Source organism: Paenibacillus sp. 01T431, assembly GCF_056398625.1.
Genome location: NZ_JBFTPT010000008.1, coordinates 1 through 19,664, shown reverse-complemented (window position 1 = coordinate 19,664; position 19,664 = coordinate 1). Strand labels below are relative to the sequence as shown.

Annotated in this window: 22 protein-coding genes; 17 read left to right on the top strand and 5 right to left on the bottom strand. The window is 43.1% G+C overall.

Going from position 1 to position 19,664, the window contains the following annotated elements; genetic code table 11:
- Window positions 1–67 precede the first annotated feature (67 nt).
- From AC1DM9_RS15865 to AC1DM9_RS15805, 13 genes are all read left to right on the top strand, one after another.
- Window positions 68–2,071 carry a GTP-binding protein gene (locus AC1DM9_RS15865; protein ID WP_477580975.1) on the top strand — a complete coding sequence of 668 codons (2,004 nt, stop codon included), beginning with the start codon at window positions 68–70 and terminating at the stop codon, window positions 2,069–2,071.
- A gap of 138 nt (window positions 2,072–2,209) precedes the next feature.
- Window positions 2,210–3,607, top strand: a complete 1,398-nt coding sequence (locus AC1DM9_RS15860; RefSeq protein WP_441874584.1) for a UDP-N-acetylmuramoyl-tripeptide--D-alanyl-D-alanine ligase — start codon at window positions 2,210–2,212, stop codon at window positions 3,605–3,607.
- A gap of 18 nt (window positions 3,608–3,625) precedes the next feature.
- Window positions 3,626–4,078, top strand: coding sequence for an NUDIX domain-containing protein (locus AC1DM9_RS15855; protein WP_441874585.1), 453 nt, complete (start codon window positions 3,626–3,628; stop codon window positions 4,076–4,078).
- 362 nt (window positions 4,079–4,440) lie between these two features.
- Window positions 4,441–4,899: a hypothetical protein gene (locus tag AC1DM9_RS15850; RefSeq protein ID WP_441874586.1), complete on the top strand. Its 459-nt coding sequence runs from the start codon at window positions 4,441–4,443 to the stop codon at window positions 4,897–4,899.
- Window positions 4,900–5,126: 227 nt separating this feature from the next.
- Window positions 5,127–5,804, top strand: coding sequence for a hypothetical protein (locus AC1DM9_RS15845; RefSeq protein ID WP_477509480.1), 678 nt, complete (start codon window positions 5,127–5,129; stop codon window positions 5,802–5,804).
- Window positions 5,801–6,457: an ATP-binding protein gene (locus tag AC1DM9_RS15840; RefSeq protein ID WP_477580972.1), complete on the top strand. Its 657-nt coding sequence runs from the start codon at window positions 5,801–5,803 to the stop codon at window positions 6,455–6,457. Before AC1DM9_RS15845 ends, AC1DM9_RS15840 begins: the two co-directional genes overlap by 4 nt.
- A 132-nt stretch (window positions 6,458–6,589) precedes the next feature.
- Window positions 6,590–6,880: a GNAT family N-acetyltransferase gene (locus AC1DM9_RS15835; RefSeq protein WP_477580971.1), complete on the top strand. Its 291-nt coding sequence runs from the start codon at window positions 6,590–6,592 to the stop codon at window positions 6,878–6,880.
- 283 nt (window positions 6,881–7,163) lie between these two features.
- Window positions 7,164–8,969 carry a sensor histidine kinase gene (locus tag AC1DM9_RS15830; RefSeq protein ID WP_477580969.1) on the top strand — a complete coding sequence of 602 codons (1,806 nt, stop codon included), beginning with the start codon at window positions 7,164–7,166 and terminating at the stop codon, window positions 8,967–8,969.
- Window positions 8,947–9,708 carry a response regulator transcription factor gene (locus AC1DM9_RS15825; RefSeq protein WP_076266368.1) on the top strand — a complete coding sequence of 254 codons (762 nt, stop codon included), beginning with the start codon at window positions 8,947–8,949 and terminating at the stop codon, window positions 9,706–9,708. Before AC1DM9_RS15830 ends, AC1DM9_RS15825 begins: the two co-directional genes overlap by 23 nt.
- 105 nt (window positions 9,709–9,813) lie before the next feature.
- Window positions 9,814–11,130, top strand: coding sequence for an ABC transporter substrate-binding protein (locus AC1DM9_RS15820; protein ID WP_477580967.1), 1,317 nt, complete (start codon window positions 9,814–9,816; stop codon window positions 11,128–11,130).
- A gap of 79 nt (window positions 11,131–11,209) precedes the next feature.
- Window positions 11,210–12,094 (top strand): carbohydrate ABC transporter permease, encoded by an 885-nt coding sequence (locus AC1DM9_RS15815; protein ID WP_339205520.1) that lies wholly within the window; start codon window positions 11,210–11,212, stop codon window positions 12,092–12,094.
- A 15-nt stretch (window positions 12,095–12,109) separates the two neighbouring features.
- Complete coding sequence (locus AC1DM9_RS15810) at window positions 12,110–12,937, top strand: carbohydrate ABC transporter permease (RefSeq protein ID WP_076266365.1); 828 nt, start codon at window positions 12,110–12,112, stop codon at window positions 12,935–12,937.
- A 29-nt stretch (window positions 12,938–12,966) separates the two neighbouring features.
- A complete protein-coding gene (locus tag AC1DM9_RS15805; protein WP_477580965.1) occupies window positions 12,967–15,207 on the top strand; it encodes an FAD-dependent oxidoreductase in 2,241 nt (746 codons plus the stop codon).
- Between the two features lie 86 nt (window positions 15,208–15,293).
- Here the strand turns inward: AC1DM9_RS15805 and AC1DM9_RS15800 are convergent, their stop codons facing one another.
- Together AC1DM9_RS15800 and AC1DM9_RS15795 are read right to left on the bottom strand one after the other, a co-directional pair.
- Window positions 15,294–15,521 carry a hypothetical protein gene (locus AC1DM9_RS15800; protein ID WP_441874594.1) on the bottom strand — a complete coding sequence of 76 codons (228 nt, stop codon included), beginning with the start codon at window positions 15,519–15,521 and terminating at the stop codon, window positions 15,294–15,296.
- 14 nt (window positions 15,522–15,535) lie between these two features.
- A complete protein-coding gene (locus AC1DM9_RS15795; RefSeq protein WP_076266362.1) occupies window positions 15,536–15,856 on the bottom strand; it encodes a heavy metal-binding domain-containing protein in 321 nt (106 codons plus the stop codon).
- A 244-nt stretch (window positions 15,857–16,100) separates the two neighbouring features.
- On the opposite strand from AC1DM9_RS15795, the gene AC1DM9_RS15790 reads away from it, so the two are divergent.
- Window positions 16,101–16,610, top strand: a complete 510-nt coding sequence (locus AC1DM9_RS15790; protein WP_477580964.1) for an N-acetyltransferase family protein — start codon at window positions 16,101–16,103, stop codon at window positions 16,608–16,610.
- A gap of 45 nt (window positions 16,611–16,655) precedes the next feature.
- Window positions 16,656–17,096 (top strand): hypothetical protein, encoded by a 441-nt coding sequence (locus AC1DM9_RS15785; protein ID WP_477580962.1) that lies wholly within the window; start codon window positions 16,656–16,658, stop codon window positions 17,094–17,096.
- 151 nt (window positions 17,097–17,247) lie between these two features.
- Here AC1DM9_RS15785 and AC1DM9_RS15780 read toward each other — a convergent pair whose 3' ends face one another.
- The 3 genes from AC1DM9_RS15780 to AC1DM9_RS15770 form a co-directional block, all read right to left on the bottom strand.
- The gene (locus AC1DM9_RS15780) at window positions 17,248–17,853 is read right to left on the bottom strand and encodes a YdcF family protein (RefSeq protein WP_477580960.1); all 606 of its coding nucleotides are present in this window, start codon (window positions 17,851–17,853) and stop codon (window positions 17,248–17,250) included.
- Between the two features lie 161 nt (window positions 17,854–18,014).
- Window positions 18,015–18,488: a GNAT family N-acetyltransferase gene (locus tag AC1DM9_RS15775; RefSeq protein WP_477580957.1), complete on the bottom strand. Its 474-nt coding sequence runs from the start codon at window positions 18,486–18,488 to the stop codon at window positions 18,015–18,017.
- Between the two features lie 117 nt (window positions 18,489–18,605).
- Entirely contained in the window at window positions 18,606–18,875 is a 270-nt protein-coding gene (locus AC1DM9_RS15770) for a GNAT family N-acetyltransferase (RefSeq protein WP_477550576.1), read from the bottom strand.
- 381 nt (window positions 18,876–19,256) lie between these two features.
- Between AC1DM9_RS15770 and AC1DM9_RS15765 the strand changes: the two genes are divergently transcribed.
- Complete coding sequence (locus AC1DM9_RS15765; protein ID WP_477580955.1) at window positions 19,257–19,523, top strand: hypothetical protein; 267 nt, start codon at window positions 19,257–19,259, stop codon at window positions 19,521–19,523.
- Window positions 19,492–19,664, top strand: a 173-nt coding sequence (locus AC1DM9_RS15760; RefSeq protein WP_477509601.1) for a helix-turn-helix domain-containing protein, incomplete at its 3' end; no start/stop codon positions are given. The genes AC1DM9_RS15765 and AC1DM9_RS15760, both read left to right, overlap by 32 nt.

The window sequence follows — 19,664 nt, the reverse complement described above, 5'->3', positions numbered from 1 at the left end:
GCTGTAAAACGCTTTCAGCGGTAGGATAAGGAAAGGAACAGCTAGTGAGAGTAAGGGGATATGCAATATGGAGCCAAATGCTTCAACACATATAAGGAACATCGGAATATTTGCTCACGTTGATGCGGGGAAGACGACTACAACAGAGCAGATTTTATTCCATAGCGGTCGCATTCGTTCGCTTGGCAGCGTGGATGCAGGCACGTCACAGACGGATTTTCTAGAAGTGGAACGCTCAAGAGGCATATCGGTACGTGCAGCAGCAACCCGTTTTACTTGGCAAGGAGTAACGATTAATCTGGTCGATACACCGGGGCACGTCGATTTTCTCTCTGAGGTCGAACGTTCACTGCGCGTCATGGATGGAGCGGTGCTTATTCTGTCGGCAGTTGAGGGTGTGCAGGCACAGACAGAAGTCATATGGCATGCGCTGCGCGAACGAAACATTCCAACGCTTATTTACGTGAACAAGCTGGACCGAATCGGTGCAGATCCAATAGGAACGATCCAGCAAATTAAGCGTTTGTTATCCAATCAAGCAGCGCCAGTTCAGGCTCCGCTTGGTATCGAGGATAGTTTCAGCGGTGGAGTTAGCCTGCTCGTTTCGGGAATAGCAGAGAGTGAGACGGAGGAAGCGCAGCTTTATTTGCAGCAGCTGGAGGAGACCGTAGCAGAGCAAGATGAATCGCTGCTTGTTCAATATTTGGACAGCGGCACACTGCCCAAAGCAGAACTGAATCAACTGCTGCCTGCGCTTACGCAGCGCGGTGAATTATTTCCAATTCTTTTTGGCGCATCGAATCGTGGGATAGGCATCGAGCCTCTCATGCAAGCAATGATTACGCTGCTGCCGCCGCCTCAAATCGTCTCAGACGGTCCGGTGTCGGGCGTCGTCTTCCGTATCGAGCGCGATGCAGCGATGGGTAGAATCGCCTATGTCCGCCTGTACAGCGGGGTGATTCGCAATCGTGATTCCGTCCGCAATGAGACGCAGCAGATCGAAGAGAAAATTACGCAGATTCGCAAAATCGATGGGCAAAAGGCCGAGGATGTAGGGCTGCTCGCGGCAGGCGATATTGCAGCGGTTTGCGGCTGGACTCAGGCGCGCATTGGCGACATTATAGGCAGCGCTGAGTTTGTTCCCGGTGAGACGCGGATGGCTGTTCCGCTGCTGACGGTACAGGTGCGCTGGAGCAACGAAGCCGAATATCCGGCTGTCGTTGCGGCGCTGCATGAGCTTGCGGATGAAGATCCGCTGCTCGATTTGCAATGGCTGCAGGAGCAGCGCGAGCTGCACCTGAAAGTCATGGGGCCGATTCAGATTGAGGTGCTGACGCATGTGCTGAACAATCGGTACGGCTTAAAGGCTGAATTCGATCAGCCATCGGTTATCTATAAAGAGACGCCTGCTCAATCAGGCGAGGGTTTCATTGCCTATACGATGCCGAAGCCATGCTGGGCAATTCTGCGGTTTCATATTGAGCCTGGTGAGCGCGGGAGCGGGATAACGTTTAGCTCCGTTGTCCGATCAGAGCGGCTGCTTGACCGCTATCAGAACGAGGTGGCAAGAAGTGTGCCCGAAGCGCTTCAGCAGGGGTTATTTGGCTGGGAAGTAACGGATATAAAGGTTACTCTTATTGAGGGCGAGCATCATGTGTGGCATACGCATCCGCTAGATTTTGCAGTCGCAACCCCGATGGGCATTATGGATGGTTTGTCGCGCATTGGAGTAAAGCTGCTGGAGCCGATGCTGTCCTTCCGCCTCTCTGCCCCAGAAGAGACGGGCGGCAAGCTGATGAACGAGCTCATTCTAATGCGAGGCGAGTTTGATACGCCAGTCGTCAGGCAGGAGAGAATGGAAATTGAAGGGATCATTCCTGTTGCTACGTCGCTTGAGTTTCCTGCGAGATTTGGATCGCTTACCAAGGGCAGAGGTGCGCTTGCAACCTTCTTCGCCGGATATCGCGAATGTCCGCCTGATGTAAAGGCGGAACGGGTAAGACGAGGCGTCAACCCGCTGGATCAGTCAAAATATATATTAGCTGTTCGAAATGCGCTTGCCGGCTCATAGCCGCAAGCGTTTTTGTTCATTTATATAGCACAGGGCATATATTTAGGAACGGAAGGGAAATACGAGCGAAGTAATTTAATTTAAGGTAAAATATGGGTATCTATACAAGTGTGTAAACCTGATAAAGGGAGGATTTTAATGATCATACGTTCCCTTGAAGAAATTATAAATATGTCTGATGGTTATGCGTTGCAAGATAGCTTGTTTGGATTCTTGGATCAAAAGGTCCATGGCGTATCCATTGATACAAGAACGATTCATCCTGGCAATTTGTATATTCCAATCGTACGGATCGACGATGGACACAAGTACGTTAAGCAGGCTTTTGAAAAGGGGGCAGTTGCTTCTTTATGGCAAGCAGATCATATCCCGCCACCTGAAGGCTTACCGATTATTATAGTAGAAGATACGTTAAAAGCACTGCAAAACATCGCCATGGCGTATCGAAGCCAATTAAACTGCAAGGTAATTGCTGTAACAGGCAGTAATGGCAAAACAACGGTTAAGGATATGGCCTATACCTTATTGAGTACAACGTTTAACGTTCAGAAAACAAGTGGAAATCTCAATGGCGAGTACGGACTTCCGCTCTCTTTATTAGAGGTTAGAGATGATACAGAAATCGTTGTTTTAGAAATGGGCATGAGCAACAGAGGTGAAATTAAAATTCTGTCTGAAATTGCAAAGCCTGATGTTGCTATAATTACAATGATTGGCGTTTCTCACTTGTCGAATCTAGGTTCTAGAGAACAAATCGCTTTGGCCAAGTTGGAAATAATTGAGGGACTAAACTCTGAAGGGAATTTCCTGTTTAATGGCGATGAGCCGCTGCTCGTTAAGGGACTGGAGGAGAGAGGCTTTCCGTGGACAGGAGCAACCATTCGATTTGGTCTATCTCCATCCAACGATTATTTTCCTCTGAATATAGAGCACAAGCAATCAGATCTCTTATTCACATTAAAGCAATATCATATGCCATTCCGATTGCCGCTCCTTGGTAGCCATAATGTGGCCAATGCCATTGCCGCGATTGCTGTTGCAAACCTTTTTAAAATCGATGAAGAACATATTCAATTAGGGCTGAGCAATTTAGAGATTTCAGGAATGAGAATGGAGCGGATTTGGTCGGCCAAGGGTTTCTTAATTATTAACGATGCTTGGAATGCCAGTCCTGTTTCTATGCAGGCGGCCATTGAAACGGTTCAAAACTTAGAGGGATTCCATAAAAAAGTATTAATATTAGGGGACATGCTCGAACTAGGAGATGCCGAGGCAGCGTTTCATGAAGAAGTAGCCCGGAGTGTGGATTTATCAAAAATTCACTCGGTGTTTACTTACGGTCATATAAGCAAAATAATTTCGGATACGCTTCTCGATAATGGTTTTGAGGGAGAAGCCAAACATTTCACATCAAAAATAGCTTTAACTGGAGAGTGCATGCGAATCCTGAGTAAAGATGATGTTGTTTTAGTAAAAGGATCTCGCGGTTTGAAGCTAGAAGAGGTCTGTCACCTTCTAGAAGATAAGCAGCTATAGGCAGAAGGAGAGGATTTTATGTTGAAGAGAGTGAATGAGCTTCCGACGGATAAAAGAATCGCTGGCATACATAGTATTCCTTTGCTCGAGGATGGCTCTATCGTGATGGTGTGGGATCGCAACGAGCAGACGCTGACGACGGTTGGCGGAAGAATTGAACCAGGCGAGAGCATCGACGAGGCGCTGGATCGGGAGACGGTGGAGGAAGCCGGACTGCTGCTGATGCCGGAGAGAATACCTGTTGCCTGCTGGTATTGGACGGAAACAGATACGTATACCGTATTTGTTGTTGCGAAGGTTCATAGCTTCGTTCCGATGCCGGAAGGATTTGAGACCACGGGGCGCGTCACCTTTAATTTCGAAACGGCTAAACAAGTTGTGAATCGAATAGAAGGACATGGCCAACGTATACTTATATTAAATTATGCGGAAGAAGCTGCCTCTCACATATTCACAACCCAAAACCCATGATCTTTACTCTAACGAACTGTACTATGCTTATTATGCAAAAAACTACGTTTGTTTAATTTTAACGAAACTAATTGACGTTATAGTAAGCTATGTAAGGTGTTAGGATCTATTTTTCGCAAAATAACGATTCTGGAGTTCGTTGTAATTTTAATTCATTACGAATGGTTTAAATAAGAGTGATTAGGTTCGTAAGCGATAGGGAAAATATGCTTATGCTCCTTCAAAAAAACAAAGCAGGGTCTGTTTCAAGCGTAGGTAATCCTACTTCTGAGACAGCCCCTTATTTGTTTATTATGATTCTCATGCAACTCTCTCTCTATCTTTTCGTCATAATAAGATACAATATAGGGAGGTGAGACCAAATGAGGAATTTTATGTTTTTAATGAGTATTTTTTTCGCAGTAAGTTCATTTATTACGTTAGGGACTGCTCATGCGGATTGGGCGCAGCGTTTCGTTGTGAACGAAGGCAAGTCTTACATAGTTTCAAATACTCAGGTGGAATCCGCACAGATTGGCTCTAAAATCGGTAAGGTTACTTCCTATTCAGACAAAGAAGGAACGTACTCTGGCAATTTCTCAAACGTTTATCCGAAAGGAACGGAATACTACGCAATTAAGGATATATCGATAAAAGAGGCCATTGCGATAAAGCGGGACGACGGTACTTTCATTAAGGCAGCGTATGGGAGCGAATATGAAGGAAAAGCATTTCATTTAAAGACAGTGCTGTTTTATATCGGCGGTCTATTTTTGTTGCTTATCGCTTTTTTGTTTGTGAAAAATAATTGGAAGCAAAGCGAGAATGATTTTACTAAATAACTCGTTTTGAGAAAAGAGGCTGATACGATGAGCACAAAACATTATTTTGCTATATGGTTAGTTATCCTGTTTTCGAATTAGGGTATCTGTTCGATTTAACCCATCGTGTGCATGATACTGAAGATACTCTAGTAATTATTGTTGTTATCGCCGTTACGCTTGTTGTGGGCAATACCTTCATAAGAAGTGTGAAAAAATAATGGCTCTGTCCGAATAGAGGGAATTGTATGGTAACCAAGGTAGTATCAGTGCTGCTGGGACTTCTATTTTATCGCTCCCCTGTATTTAAGTTCACAGAGGACGAGGTCAATGAATATGAAAGATTGTATTCGGATGCTGTCCGCAATAAATCTGAAATAATGTACGCCAGCACTTTTCCAAAATTCCGTTTTGTTCAGTATATTGCAATGACAAAACCAGTCATTATGCACGGGTCAAATCATAAAAATATTGAACAATTCGAGTTAAGAAAGCAGACGCTTTTTAACGGTAAATATGTAGAAGCCATATTTGGCACAAAAGATGGCATTTGGCCGTTGTTTTATGCGGTTTTTGATCGGAGTAAAGTGGTAGGCAACTTTCGAAATGCTTGTTTAAAAGTGAAGGCATCTCAGAGCTATTATTTCTTCTCTATCACTAGCGAGACTAAAAATAAAGCACCTTGGACGAGCGGAATGGTGTACATTTTACCACAGGATACGTTCAAAATGGTTAGTCATTCTGTCGTGTCTTTTGACGAGTGGATTAGTGAATCGCCGGTGCTGCCCATTACAAAAATAGAGGTAGGTCCCCAAGATTTTTACTTCATAGATAAGGTTGCAAGCCATAAAGCAGAGGAATCGCTATTCATTTCATGGATTTCCTATAAACGCAGAGTTAAGCGGAATGTGAAGGTGTTATCATGACAATTATACATATGGAAGGTGCGAGTGCAGTTGGCAAGACGACCACCTCAAGCGCATTAGCATTAAAATACGGCGGTTATCATATTCCCGAAGTGAATACGTTGTGGAAACGCCCAGAAAACGAGTATCCTGAATGGTTTTTTGAGCGTCAGCTTGATCGCTTCAGAATAGCGCAGGAGAAGAGTAAGGACCATCGTTTTGTTGTTATTGATATCGATCTATTTCAGCCTTTCTGGTACAACTGGGCTTTTGGGTATACTCTCTTTGGCGGACAGTCGCTTGAGTTCCTAACGGATTATTTCCGTAAGCAATTGCTTGCCCGCAAGATTGGCTTTCCAGATAAGTATTACCTATTGAGCATAAATGAGGCTGAGCTGCGTAAACGCAAAGAGGGTGACGCAACCAGGGGACGCAGCGGGTTTGAAATGAATTTAACATTTATTGAACCGCAAAAGCACTATTTTGAAGCTTTAAATTCATTTATTCCGGGTTTGGTCAGTTTCATTGAATCCGTATCGATTGAAAATAATGTACAACAAATTGTAGAGACAATGCCCTCAAGACTCGAAGAACACACGTATTCTGTAGAGTTGTTTGATTTTATGATCAGTTGGCTTCGCGAACATAAGGCTTCTGGTTTTCTAAAAGGATAAGAGAGGTTGGGTGTTAATATGGAGCTATTGTATGACCGGTATGTAATAAGCGATGATAAATCAATGCTTAAGTTTGACACCATTTGTGGCTTCTTAGCTAGAAGCTATTGGGCGAATAAAAGGTCATTAGAAATGATAAAAAAATCTATAAATAACTCGGTCTGCTTTGGCGTGTATGATGGGGACAAGCAGGTTGGTTTTGCTCGTGTAGTGACGGACTTTGCGACTATGTATTATCTGTGCGACGTTTATATTGATGAGGAATATAGAGGCGCCGGGCTAGGGAAGAAATTAGTAGAAGTGATAACCGAGCAATTTGAAGGAATGATGGGTCTACTTGGTACGCTCGATGGTCATGGACTATACGAAAAGTATGGCTTTATGAAGAACACGGAACGTTTTATGAATAGAATGCCTCGTTAAAAAAAGGACTCTCTATAAATACAGAATTAAGCGGAGCACGAAGGTGCTTTCAAGAAGATAATTTACGGTATGCGACAACACGCCATTTGAGGGAGCCCCAAAGGGCTCTTTTTTTTCACTGGGCGCAAACACCGCAAGTTAGGTCAATCCATTCGTTTATGTCATGATGAAGGAGAGTTATCCGCTTTATTTTCAAGCTTGCTCCTACGGACTATTCGCGTTATCTTGAGAGGTATGTCGAATCAATTTTTAAACAGATGAGAGCACTTGGGAGGCATATCGCGTGAACAAATGGATTAGAGGCTTAACTCCAGAAACGTTCAAAAACAGAATATTGATGGCTTTTTTGCTGCTAGTGCTAGCTCCGTTCGTTTTATTAGTTATTTATAATTTCAGTGAAACGGAAAGAGTTCTGCAGGAGGAAGCCTCCGCCAAAAACGAGGATCAGCTTCTCGATATCGAGAAGTCTTTCCTGGATGTGCTCGGGCTTGTTATGAAGACAGGCCTGCTATTAGAACAGGATGACACCATCCGCTCGGTTATGAAAAATCCGGAGCAGAAAGATCCGCTAACGCGGAAGGAACTGGTGGAGAATAAGTTCGCAAGCATTGAGAACAGCTTCTTCCTGACTGGTGCAACGGTGTATTATACGCTGGTAGATAAACAAGGTTATGCCTATACCTCCTTTGCTCCACGTGAGCCACTGAATTACTCCTCGATTACGAATGAAGCATGGGTAAGGATGCTTTCCTCCAATGAAGGGGAAAGCTCCATTTGGAATGCAAGCGATACCAATTATGTGAGTCCGGTTATTAAACCCAATCAAAATATGCTTAGTCTCTATCAGATGCTCCGCGATGAGAATCTCAAAGAGTATGCCTATGCCCGTATCAGCATCGATTATGAGCAATGGTTCAACAAGGTGATGAGAGATAGGCAGCGCGAAGGCATCTATTATTTATTGGATCATACAGGAAAATCAATGGTGCAGTCTGATGCCGATGAAGCGATTGATCCTGCCATTTTATCAGCGATGCTCGAAGTAAAAGAGCCATCGGCATCCGCTTCCATTGTTAGCCAAGATGAGAAGGTATTGTATACGTTCAGCCGTATTGCCCAGTTAAATGGATTTATTGTGAAAAAAGTACCCTTGTCCTTGCTGTTTGAAGAAGTGGAAACGTTGAAAAAACGCTTTTTCGCCATTTTCGGGTTGATTACGCTTGTGTTTGTCATGATGACCTATTTTATTTCTTCAACGATTACTGTTCCGCTAAAAACGCTGCAGCGAAAGATGGAGATATCGGTCAAGACTAACCTCAAAGTAAAGCTGCCAGAACAAGGGCGAGGTGAAATTCTTGCACTCACGCGAAGCTTCAATACTATGATTGACGATATAAATGGCTTAATGGAACGGCTTCAATTAGAGGAACGTCAAAGGCAGATTGTCCGCTTTCAGGTTCTCTTATCTCAAATGAACCCGCATTTTCTTTTGAATACGCTTAATGTTATTAAAAGCATAGCGCTTGAGAAGGATGAGGATGACATTTATGAAATTTGTGTTTCGCTCGGAAAAATATTAGAGACGACATTGAATGTAGAGGTCGATCTTATCTTGCTGAAAGATGAGATTGCGCTTATCGATTCCTATATGCGCATACAAAGCGCGCGCTTCGGTGGGCACATTACAGTCAGCTATGAGCTAAGTGACGAGCTAAACTTTGCACTGGTTCCGAAATTCTGTCTTCAGCCTTTGGTAGAAAACGCCATTATACATGGGTTTGGAGGGAGACGGAGTGACGGCCGAATTGAAATCAAAGCAGAGGCGAGACATGATCTTTTGTATCTTGAAGTGGCGGACAATGGAGTAGGGGTAGAACGTGCCAAAGAGAAGAAGGTGTTCCGTAAGCGGAAGAGCATCGGTATTCAAAATATTCGAGAAAGCTTGGAGCTTCTTTTCAAAAATCAGAGTACAGGCTTGTCCCTTGCCTCATCAGAAGAGGGAACAAAGGTAATGATGCATCTCCCTCTATTATTATCGAAACCCTATTTAAAGGAGGCTGACAGCGATGTGGACCGTATTGATCGTTGATGATGAACAGCATGCAAGAGCGAGTCTCAGCAAGCTGATGAGCAAAGCTAATCTTCCTTTTGAAATTATAGCGACTGCTAATGACGGCGAGGAAGCGTTGCAGGCGATTCGAGAATTGCAGCCGGACGTGGTCATTTCGGATATTGATATGCCCATGATGGATGGAGTAGAGCTGCTGAAATCTGTCAGGAAAGAAGGGCTTGATTGCCGATTCGTTATGCTTACCTGTATGAACGAATTCGAGTATGCAAGGCAGTCGTTGGAGTTTGGGGCGTCCAGCTATTTACTTAAGCTTTCAATGGATGTGAGCGGGTTGAAGCAGGCACTTGAGAAGGTAACCCTTGAACTAGAGCAGCGAGAGCAATTAAGAAAAGCAGCCAAGTGGTTTCCGAAGAAGAATACGTCTGAGCCTACGGATCATCCAGAGATGAATAAAATTATTCGCCATATTGAGGAGCATTACGCTGAGGAAATCACATTAAAACGTGCAGCTGAGCTTATTTCTATGGATGCAAGCTATGTGAGTGATTTGTTTAAGAAAAAAACGAGCCAAACCTTTATTCACTATGTACAGAACCGCCGAATCGAGGCAGCAAAGATGCTGCTTGAGGAAACAAGCCAATCGATAGGTGAGATTGCAAGGCAAGTAGGATTCGAAAATGACAACTATTTTATTAAAATTTTTAAACGATGGTGCGGCATGACGCCAAGTGAATATCGCAAAGAGCAAAATAAATGATCCAAAGAATGTATCATGAATCGCCAAATATCGTTCCTTACCTCGCGAAATGCCCGGTGATAAGATTTAACTAAGCAATTAAACAAGTTTGTAGGGGGCAAAGAAATGAAAAGAAACAGAATGTTGATCAGTGCTCTTTCTCTTATTCTTGTCGTGGTTCTGATCGCTGGATGCGGTGGGAACAACAAAAATAATGTTTCGGGGACACCAACAAACAACGGCGCCACAACAACCAAAAAGATTAAGCTTACGTTATGGGGCGGCGTGCCTCCTGAAGCGGGACCTCAAGCAGTTGTTGACGCATGGAATGCCGAGAATCCAAATGTACAAGTGGAATATGTTCGGTTCGTTAATGATGATGCGGGCAACTTAAAGCTGGATACTGCTTTGCTTGCTGGGCAAGATGCAGATATTTATATAAACTACACCCTCTCTCGCCTTCAAAAGAGAATAGATGCAGGTGTAGCCGTAGATATGAGCGCAAAGACGGATTACAACATTGATGAGCAAATGGGTCCTGAAGCTAAGCAATGGATGATTAATGACAAGTATTACGGCATGCCTACAAAGAAAAACATGGCGTTCATCTGGTTGAACAAAGATATGCTTGATGCGGCAGGTTTGCCTATTCCTCCGCTAGATTGGACATGGTCTGATTTACAGGAATATGCACTGAAATTGAAACAACCTAATGTATGGGGCTTGCTCCAGCATGATGCTGCATTTACTACGCAATTCGACGGCACGATCGGTGGAGACGGGTACGTGAAAGCAGACGGCACATCCAACTTCGATAATGCTTATTGGAAACAAGGGTTTGAAATTTTGCACAACATGATGTTCAAGGATAAATCAACTCCGGAATATGGCGAGCAGCTGACCAGCAAGATGCCGGTGGATACGATGTTCCTAAAAGGTGAGACAGCGATGCTGACAGCTGGTGAATTTATATTCCGTAATGCGAACAATCTAGTCGATTTCCCGCATGATTTCAAAATTGCTTTTGCACCAATTCCGCGTATCTCCAAGGATCAAACCAACTTCAAATATCCAGGCGGATTGGGCGACGTGATTTCGGTTAACGCGAAATCCAAAAATCAAGAAGCGGCTTGGGAATTTGTGAAATGGTACGCTGATGGCGGAATGCTGCCAATGGCTCCGGGCGGACGCATTCCGTCATCCAAAAGTGTAGACAGCACGGAAGCGATCGATTTGCTCCTAAAAGGGTATGAAGAAAATTATGATCGGGATTCTCTAAACAAAGTGGTATTCGGCAAATTCGAATCATTCCAGCTTAACGTGCCTCAGCAAGTGATCGATGCGCGCAAAGAAGAATATGAGAAGTATTTCCTCAATAAGCAAGATATCGACACGACGTTGAAAAATATGGCAGAGCGGCACAACGAATTCATCAAGAAATAAGCTGCGTAAAGAAAGTAAGAAGGAGCAGCCTTGTCCTTCTTACTTTTTTTTACGGGTGAACGAAGAAAGGCGGGTTGTTATGAGTAAAACGAGCTGGATGCGCAAGCAAAGCTGGTTGGGTTATGTGTTTATTCTTCCGAATATGTTGGGCGTATTATTGTTTTTTGTCGTACCTGCGTTATTTTCCTTTGGACTGATTTTTACCGATTATCAATTTTCGAATCCAAATGTCTCGTTCACGGGAATGGACAATATAAAGCGAATGTTCCAGGATGATCAGTTTTATAATGCGATTAAGAATACGGCGATATTCCTTCTTTCTGTTCCAGTATCGCTTGGACTATCTTTTGTCGTCGCTCTCGTTCTGAATAAGAATGTATATCTGAAAGGGCTGCTGCGGGGGATGTTTTTTCTTCCCTATATTTCTAGCGGGGTAGCTGTTGCATTCGTTTGGATGCTCTTGTTTCAGCCTTCTCAAGGGCCCATCAATGAAATACTTCGCTGGATTGGCATTGTATCGCCGCCAGGCTGGTTCGCTGATACCGAGACTGCGATGTATGCGATTGACATCATACAGATCTGGTTCTTGTTAGGCTACAACATGATTATTTATCTTGCTGCGCTTCAAGAAGTGTCGCCTGAACTGCTGGAAGCAGCGAAGATAGACGGCGCGAAGAGCCGGACTGTCACATGGCGAATTGTATGGCCGCTTGTTAGTCCGACTACCTTTATGCTGCTCATTACGGGCTTAATCATGACGATGAAATCCTTCTCCATCATTCAAGCGATTACACAAGGCGGTCCGAGCGGAAGCACGACGATCTTGTCGCTATACATTTACAAAACAGCCTTCAGCTATTATGAAATGGGCTATGCTTCAGCGATATCATGGTTCTTGTTCGCTATTATTATGGGGATAACCGTCATTCAATGGATTAGCCAGAAGCGCTGGGTCCACTATTAGAAAGGGGAGTTTTCAATGAACAATCTAGTCAGCTCTGTCAAAACCAAGATGCCGTTAACTGTACTCATGCTCATTTGCGGCGTGTTCATGATACTTCCGTTTCTATGGATGGTCAGCACGTCCCTGCAGAGTCCAAGTGAAGTATTTACAAGATGGCTGCCCTCTAAGCTTGATTGGAGAAGCCATGAAAGAATTTGGACAGGTGACTATAACTTCATCACCTATTATTTGAATTCACTTAAAATCTCCATTATTAGCACAGTCGGCGCAGTGTTTCTATCCGCTTTCGCTGCTTATGGTTTTGCGAGAATCGAGTTTAGAGGCAGGAATGCCATGTTTCTCGTCTACTTGTCCATGATGATGATACCGCCACAGGTTATTTTTGTTCCGAAGTTCATCATGTTTAACTGGATGCATATATACAATACGCATTGGGCGCTTATATTGCCGGGCTTGTTCTCGATTTTTGGCGTGTTTATGCTAAGGCAATTTTTTATGAGCATTCCGAAGGAAATTACGGAATCTGCTTTTATAGACGGTGCCGGCCATTTTCGCATTTTCTTTAAGCTTGTTCTGCCTTTAGCGAAGCCGGCACTTGCTACCTTTACAATTATCGACTTCTCGTGGCACTGGAATGACTTTGAGAACGCGCTCGTATTTTTATCCAGCCCCAATTTATATACGATTCCGCTTGGCTTGCAAAATTTTATTTTGGAAAATAACGTCGATTACAACGGCATGATGGCTGCGGCAACCGCTGCGATTGTCCCTATGATCCTAATCTTTATCATCGGTCAAAAATATATTATCCAGGGCATATCCGGCTCTGCCGTTAAGGGCTGATCACTCACAACGAAAAGGAGCGTTATGATATGAGATCTGAAATTATAAAGACAGAAGTAACCGTCATTGGTGGCGGGCTCGCCGGCGTTTGCGCTGCCATTGCTGCGGCTAGACTGGGACAGAGAGTATCCTTGGTACAGAACCGACCTGTCTTGGGAGGCAACTCCAGCAGCGAGGTGCGCGTTTGGGTATGCGGCGCTACAGGGCATGGCGTGAATCGTTATGCCAGAGAAACGGGTATTATGGGTGAATTGTTTGTAGAAAATCAGTATCGCAATCCTGATGGCAATCCTTATCTTTGGGATCTAATTGTATTAGAAGCCGTTAAAGCGGAGAAAAACATTGAGCTGTTCCTCAACACGGATGTACATGAGGTTGAGGCAACTGGCTCAGAGGTGGATCGTCAGATTCATTCCGTGACAGGCTGGATGATGGGATCTGAACGCAAAATTCGCTTCGAGAGCAAAATGTTTTTAGATTGCACCGGAGACGGTCTGGTCGGTTTTCTAGCAGGAGCAAAGTTTCGAATTGGACGGGAAGCGCATCATGAATTTAAGGAGGATTGGGCTCCTGAAGTTGCGGATGACATCACGCTCGGAAGCACGATTTTATTTTATACAAAGGATGCAGGCCAACCAGTCAAATATATCCCGCCAAGCTTTGCCAAGGATATTTCCCAAACCTCCATACCGGTACGCCGGGTAATGCGAAGCGGAGATTCGGGCTGCCACTACTGGTGGATTGAATGGGGCGGAGAGCTGGATACCGTTCATGAGAACGAGAGAATACGGGATGAGCTGTGGTCCGTTATTTATGGCATCTGGGATTATATTAAAAACTCAGGAAAGTTTGAAGCGGATAATATGACTCTGGAATGGGTAGGATCTCTCCCTGGCAAACGGGAATACAGGAGATTTGTTGGTGATTATATCCTCAATCAGAATGATATTGTGGCGCAGGAGCAATTTGAGGATCGAGTAGCGTTCGGTGGCTGGTCCATCGATTTGCATCCACCAAAGGGAATGTATGCGGAAGAGAGCGGCTCCAAACACTTCCATGCAGATGGTACGTATCATATTCCGTTCCGTTCGCTGTATTCCAGCAACGTTAATAATTTATTGTTCGCTGGCAGAAATGTTAGTGCGACACATGTTGCTTTTGGCACGACTAGAGTGATGGCTACCTGTGCGGTAATGGGAGAAGCGGCTGGGACGGGAGCTGCCCTCTCTGCTATGAAGGGAATTACACCAAGAGAGCTAAGTCAGTCTCATCTTGCAGAGCTGCAGCAAACACTCCTTAGACAAGATGCTTCCATTATTGGTATTCGCAATGAGGATGCTGGCGATCTGGGGAGAAGCGCCAAAGCAGCTGCTTCGAGTACGATGAGAAACGTGCATATAGATGATGCTTCTAAGGTTTATTCTTTACTGAATCCGGTTGGAATAACATTCCCGGTCACTTCGGAGCTAAACAAGCTGTCTCTGCTTGTAGATGCTTTGGCGAATACAGAAATGACGATTGAAATTCATCCTACCGGAAAAAAGGAAAACTATATTCCAATGGGACTTATCTCCAAGCATACCGTGAAAGTAACACAGGGAACGAAGCAGTGGGTTGATTTTGCGCTTGATTATAAGGCGGAAGAAGCGATCAATTTATTCGTTGTCATTCAGTCGAACCCGGAGCTGCAATTGTATACGTCTGAAACGCCGCTTTACGGTGTGTTGTGCTTCGAGAACAAGATCGATTCATCCGCTGATTTCTCTAGTTACTCGGATACGCAGCAGACCATGGCTTGGCAAATGAAAGGGCTGCACAGAACACCTTTCTGCTTCAAGGCATTCCCTGAGACTACAGCATACGAAGCGGTATCTGCTATTGATGGCTATACAAGACCATATGGCGGTCCTCATACATGGGTTTCTAATCGAATGGAGAGCAATAAGCCAGAGTGGCTTTCTCTTGAGTGGGGTTCCTCTGTTTCCATATCCAATATTCATATTACCTTCAATGATGATGTGAATGAGGATCTAATCAACCTGCACCATCATAGAACGCCATTTGAAGTTATTCCTGAGCTGGTGAAGGATTATCGAATTGAGGCTTTTGTCGATGAGCAATGGAAGGTATTGCTGCGTGAGACGGATAATAGAAAACGTAAACGGACGCATCAGCTGGAGCCTATCCGTACCAATAAGATCCGCGTTGTAATTGAAGCTACAAATGGATGCCCTTATGCTGAAGTTGTTGAAATACGGGCTTATGAGTAGTCATGCTGTGGTGCGCTTAGCAGGACTCTAATTGAATTTTAAAAAAATAAGCTAATTCAAGGCAGCTTTAACCACCGTGAATTAGCTTATTTTTTATTGTTATCTGTTCTTTCATAAAATCTTTCTCCAGTACTAGGGTTAAACCATACTTGCTGCTGAACGCCCGTTGTCGGATCAATAAATATTTCATTCGTTTTCTGGAAACCAGCTGGAGGCTGAAGCGTGCGTTGCTTTAGCCGCCTACGGCGATATATAAACGTACTAATAATAGCGATAATAATAACCAACAATTGAAGGGCGAAGTAAATGCTCATGAAATAGGGCATCGCTAATTTTTCTCAGCCACAACTGCAGTACCATAAGCGACGATTTCAGACATCGTTTGTCCGATTTCACCAGAGTCAAATCGCATCATCACGATTGCATTTGCTCCCATGGCATGTGCATTTTGAATCATACGGTCTATAGCGACCTTACGGGCATCTTCAATCATTTCAGTATATTCTTTAATTTCTCCACCGAATATACTTCGCACAGAGGCTGTAATATTTCCTCCAAGGCCGCGGCTTCTTACTACTACACCAAACGTGTGGCCTAATACTTTATCAATATGATAACCAGGAATATTTTCTGTAGTGACAACTAACATTTTGGTTCCTCCCATTCTAATTATGTACTGAACATAACATGCTTATCATAACAAAATCATTATTACATTCTTCTTGCGATATAGAAGTCATATCAACTAAAATCATAGTATCACTCATTCCAATAATATCCAATGGAAATATATATAAAATGAGAGGCTAGTACTATGATTTATGTTGTTAGGCATGGCAAACCGATTTATAAAGTGTATTCATTCCATTTGCGCGATAAGAAAAGAGGATCATATGCGGATTAGACTGGCGACGATTGACGATGTACCTGATATCGCTCATGTTCACGTAGAGAGCTGGAAATCCACCTACAAAGGGATAATCTCGGATGATTATTTGTCCAAGCTAAGCATCGAAAGTCGTATTAAAAATTGGTTATGGGTATTTAATCGCTCGAACCCTGATGAAGTGATTTACGTTATTGAAAATGATGAAGGTACGATAGTAGGATTCGCAAACGGTGGGAAGTGCAGGAGTGAGCAATACGACTACGACGCAGAGCTTTACTCCATATACTTGCTGGAGGAGTACCAGGGGCTCGGGTTCGGAAAAGCACTGTTTTCCGCTGTGGTCGATCATTTGAGAATACATAATTATCAAACATTAATGGTATGGGTGCTGGAGAAAAATAGTGCAATCAACTTTTATTATCGATTAGGGGCGAAGGCCTTTACGAAAAAAGATATCCAAATAGGCAATGATACCGTTACCGAATTAGGGCTTGGCTGGGATGAGTTCCTGTAACTTATTCCCTTATTTACACGTCATAGCAGTCAAAGGGGCGATGTTATGAGGAAAATGGTTATGATCGTTTGTATGATTTGTTTAGCCGTTACAGGCTGTGCTTATGGCGGCGGTTCGAACGAAAGAAACGAAGAAACGATAACATTGGATCAAATAAAGAGTGTATTTGAAAGACATGGCATCCCGTTAACCGCAAAAACCGATATAAACACGGGTGCTGTATTTTCTAGAGCCTATAACGATATAAAGCCGGAGCAATTCAACTATAATACGAGTCAAAGTATTAGTATTTATATTTATTCATCAAGCAAAGAGGCTGAAAAAGGCTTAGAGGATTTTGCTAATAGCTGGGCAGCGGCGGATTTGGCGTCTTATCGTTCCCACCATGTAGCCAATGTATTGTTTTTTTACGGAGCGGAAACGACATTGGGAGAGGAACACATCACGATGGCGATCGAGGAGTTAAAAGCTCTGACGAAGAAATAGGTTAGAATGCATATAAAACAGCCCACCATACGATATGGTCCAGCCCCAATATTGTAGACAATGAAAAAAGCCCTATGAAATGAACTGTTAAATGACAAAGCGGCAGACCAAATTCTGGTCTGCCCTTCATGATTAAACTATCGAGTCCCCTTTAGCTTAATACCTGTTCCTTCTGATGGACCCAATTAGGAATGTGATGTCCAAAATATTTCGTGACTTTTTCTGCTTCAGTGAGAACTGTTTTTATTCCAACTTCATCAAGAAACCAGTTTTCTTTGTTATAACGTAAATCATCTTGCTTAACTTGGAAGGTTACGTTCGGAGGGAATACGGTTTGATAAGTCATCAGTGCCCTCCTTGAGAAAAAGGACTTGCAAACTAATATCGCACGTCTTACTTCAATCTGCTGCTCCATGATAACATTCCAGGAATTTCTTGCATTTTCGAATGTGTTTTTCGCTTGATCTTCTTTAAGTATTCGATCTTCCGGAACACCTAAAGATATACCAATCTCCTTTTGAAATTCCCATTCTGTTTTTTCGATTTTTACATTATAGCCACCTGAAGGTAATATGTAATTTGCCATCCCTGAATGGAATAACTCCGATGCAATCTTCATTGGTTTAGTGTGACTGCCACCAGGAACCAGGATAATATCCGCTGGTATAATCTCTTCTTCAGTGACAAATATCAAATCTGGAAGACAATCAAACGGATATTTCAACGATGCTGCAGTTCCAACATGATTGGTAAACAAAAAACGTCCCTTCCTTTCCATTGTCCCATGAAATCCCATTTTTCAATTATATCATCTGTTTGAGTTATTAACGATAAATCCAGCTAGTTGAGAAAACGGCAGCTGATCATCATTTGATCGGCTGCCGTCGTGTCTTTATACCACTATCGTTACCCGATAGCTTAATGATCATCACCGATGTCTCGTTTGACACAATAACTAAGTACAATTTCCCCGTCTTCCATTTCACCAGTCTCTTGAAAGCCGAGACTTTTATATAAACGATTCGCGGCGGTGTTATGTGGTACATGATTAACCCTAATTTGCTTACAATCAGGCCTGGCGGATAGTATCTTGATGACCTCTCTTATTGCCAACGATCCGTAGCCTTTCTTTTGGAAACGCGCATCGACCATGAATCGCAGTATCCAATAGTACCCGTCCTTATAAATTTCATAGTCAAAGAGCAGGAAACCAACCATTGTATCGTCAGTATAAATACCAAAAGGCTTGGATGTTGGTTCTTTCGTAGCGTGTATAATGGAATCTGCATTGGGAGCTACCAGATCCTCCTGCTCCTTTTGGGGCTTTAAATTGATGCACTCAGTTTCGTTGTCTTTAGTTATAGGTCGTAACTGAACCACGTGATCAGTCATAAAATTATCTCCTTCTCGACAAAATACTGATAAACGCCCACTAATCTGCCCGTTAGCGGAGCGAATTTCCAGGGTTGCAATACGCTAGTCTATCGTTCCTCTTGAAAAATATTTATACTATAATTTCTTCTTAAAGAAAAATTGTTTTATATCTTCTGGGTATTCATCATTAACGGCAAAAATCTCATAACTCATACGCTTATAAAATTCCGGCGATTGATACGTGAATGTGGAAGTATGAGCAAATATACAGCCAAGTTCTTTCCCTATCCGCTTAGCTTCTGCCATCATGATTTTTCCATATCCTTTGTTTCTGTATTCATTAGCTATCCAAAATACATCAATATACAAACCGTAAGACCAGGTTTCACAAAATAAACCGCCCACGACTTTGCCTGATTTATCTTTTAGATATAAATTAATATTTTGCCTGGCTTTTTTAGTAACCCATTTGTCGCACGAACATTGTACTCATATAAATTATTACATACCTGATTGTAATCAGTGTCATTTGAGTCTACTGTAATCTTGATATTGTCTAAAGTTATATCAGTCATAGGTCTCCCCAATAGGATATTTGTGCTTAATCATTTATTTGTATAAACTCTCTCAGACATGTATTAACTAACAAATAATACCACAAAGAAGTAATAATTCATTGGTAAAGAACAATTAAAGCTAATTAATCCTACTCATTAGCTGATATGCTCCCCAAATAGTAGACAGGTGAAATAATAAAAAACCTGTTGCTATGAGGGGAGCATTTTCATGTCTAAAGTTATATATTCCGTATTAGAGAAACCTACTATTATCGGAGAGATTGAAAGTGGTGAACTAGGCCTTATGGCCGCTACCTATATATATGGCTTATTAAAAACAACATTGGCGAAATGGCAACGAAGGTATAGAGTCTATGGTTCGGAAGGGTTAGAAATTCAAACGATCAATCGCAGCTATACCGCAGAACTTAAGCTGCAGGCGGTGTTGGATTACCTAAGAACGGATAGAGATTGTTCAATATTGCCTGACAAATAACGATGACTATGGGAAGACTGCGGAGCAACATCAGGTTTCCTACCAACAGGTATATCAGTGGGTGAAGAAATACCAAGACGGCGGGCAAGATGCGCTGCAGGATGGACGTGGACGTAAAAAGACCGAAGAAGAGTTAACTGA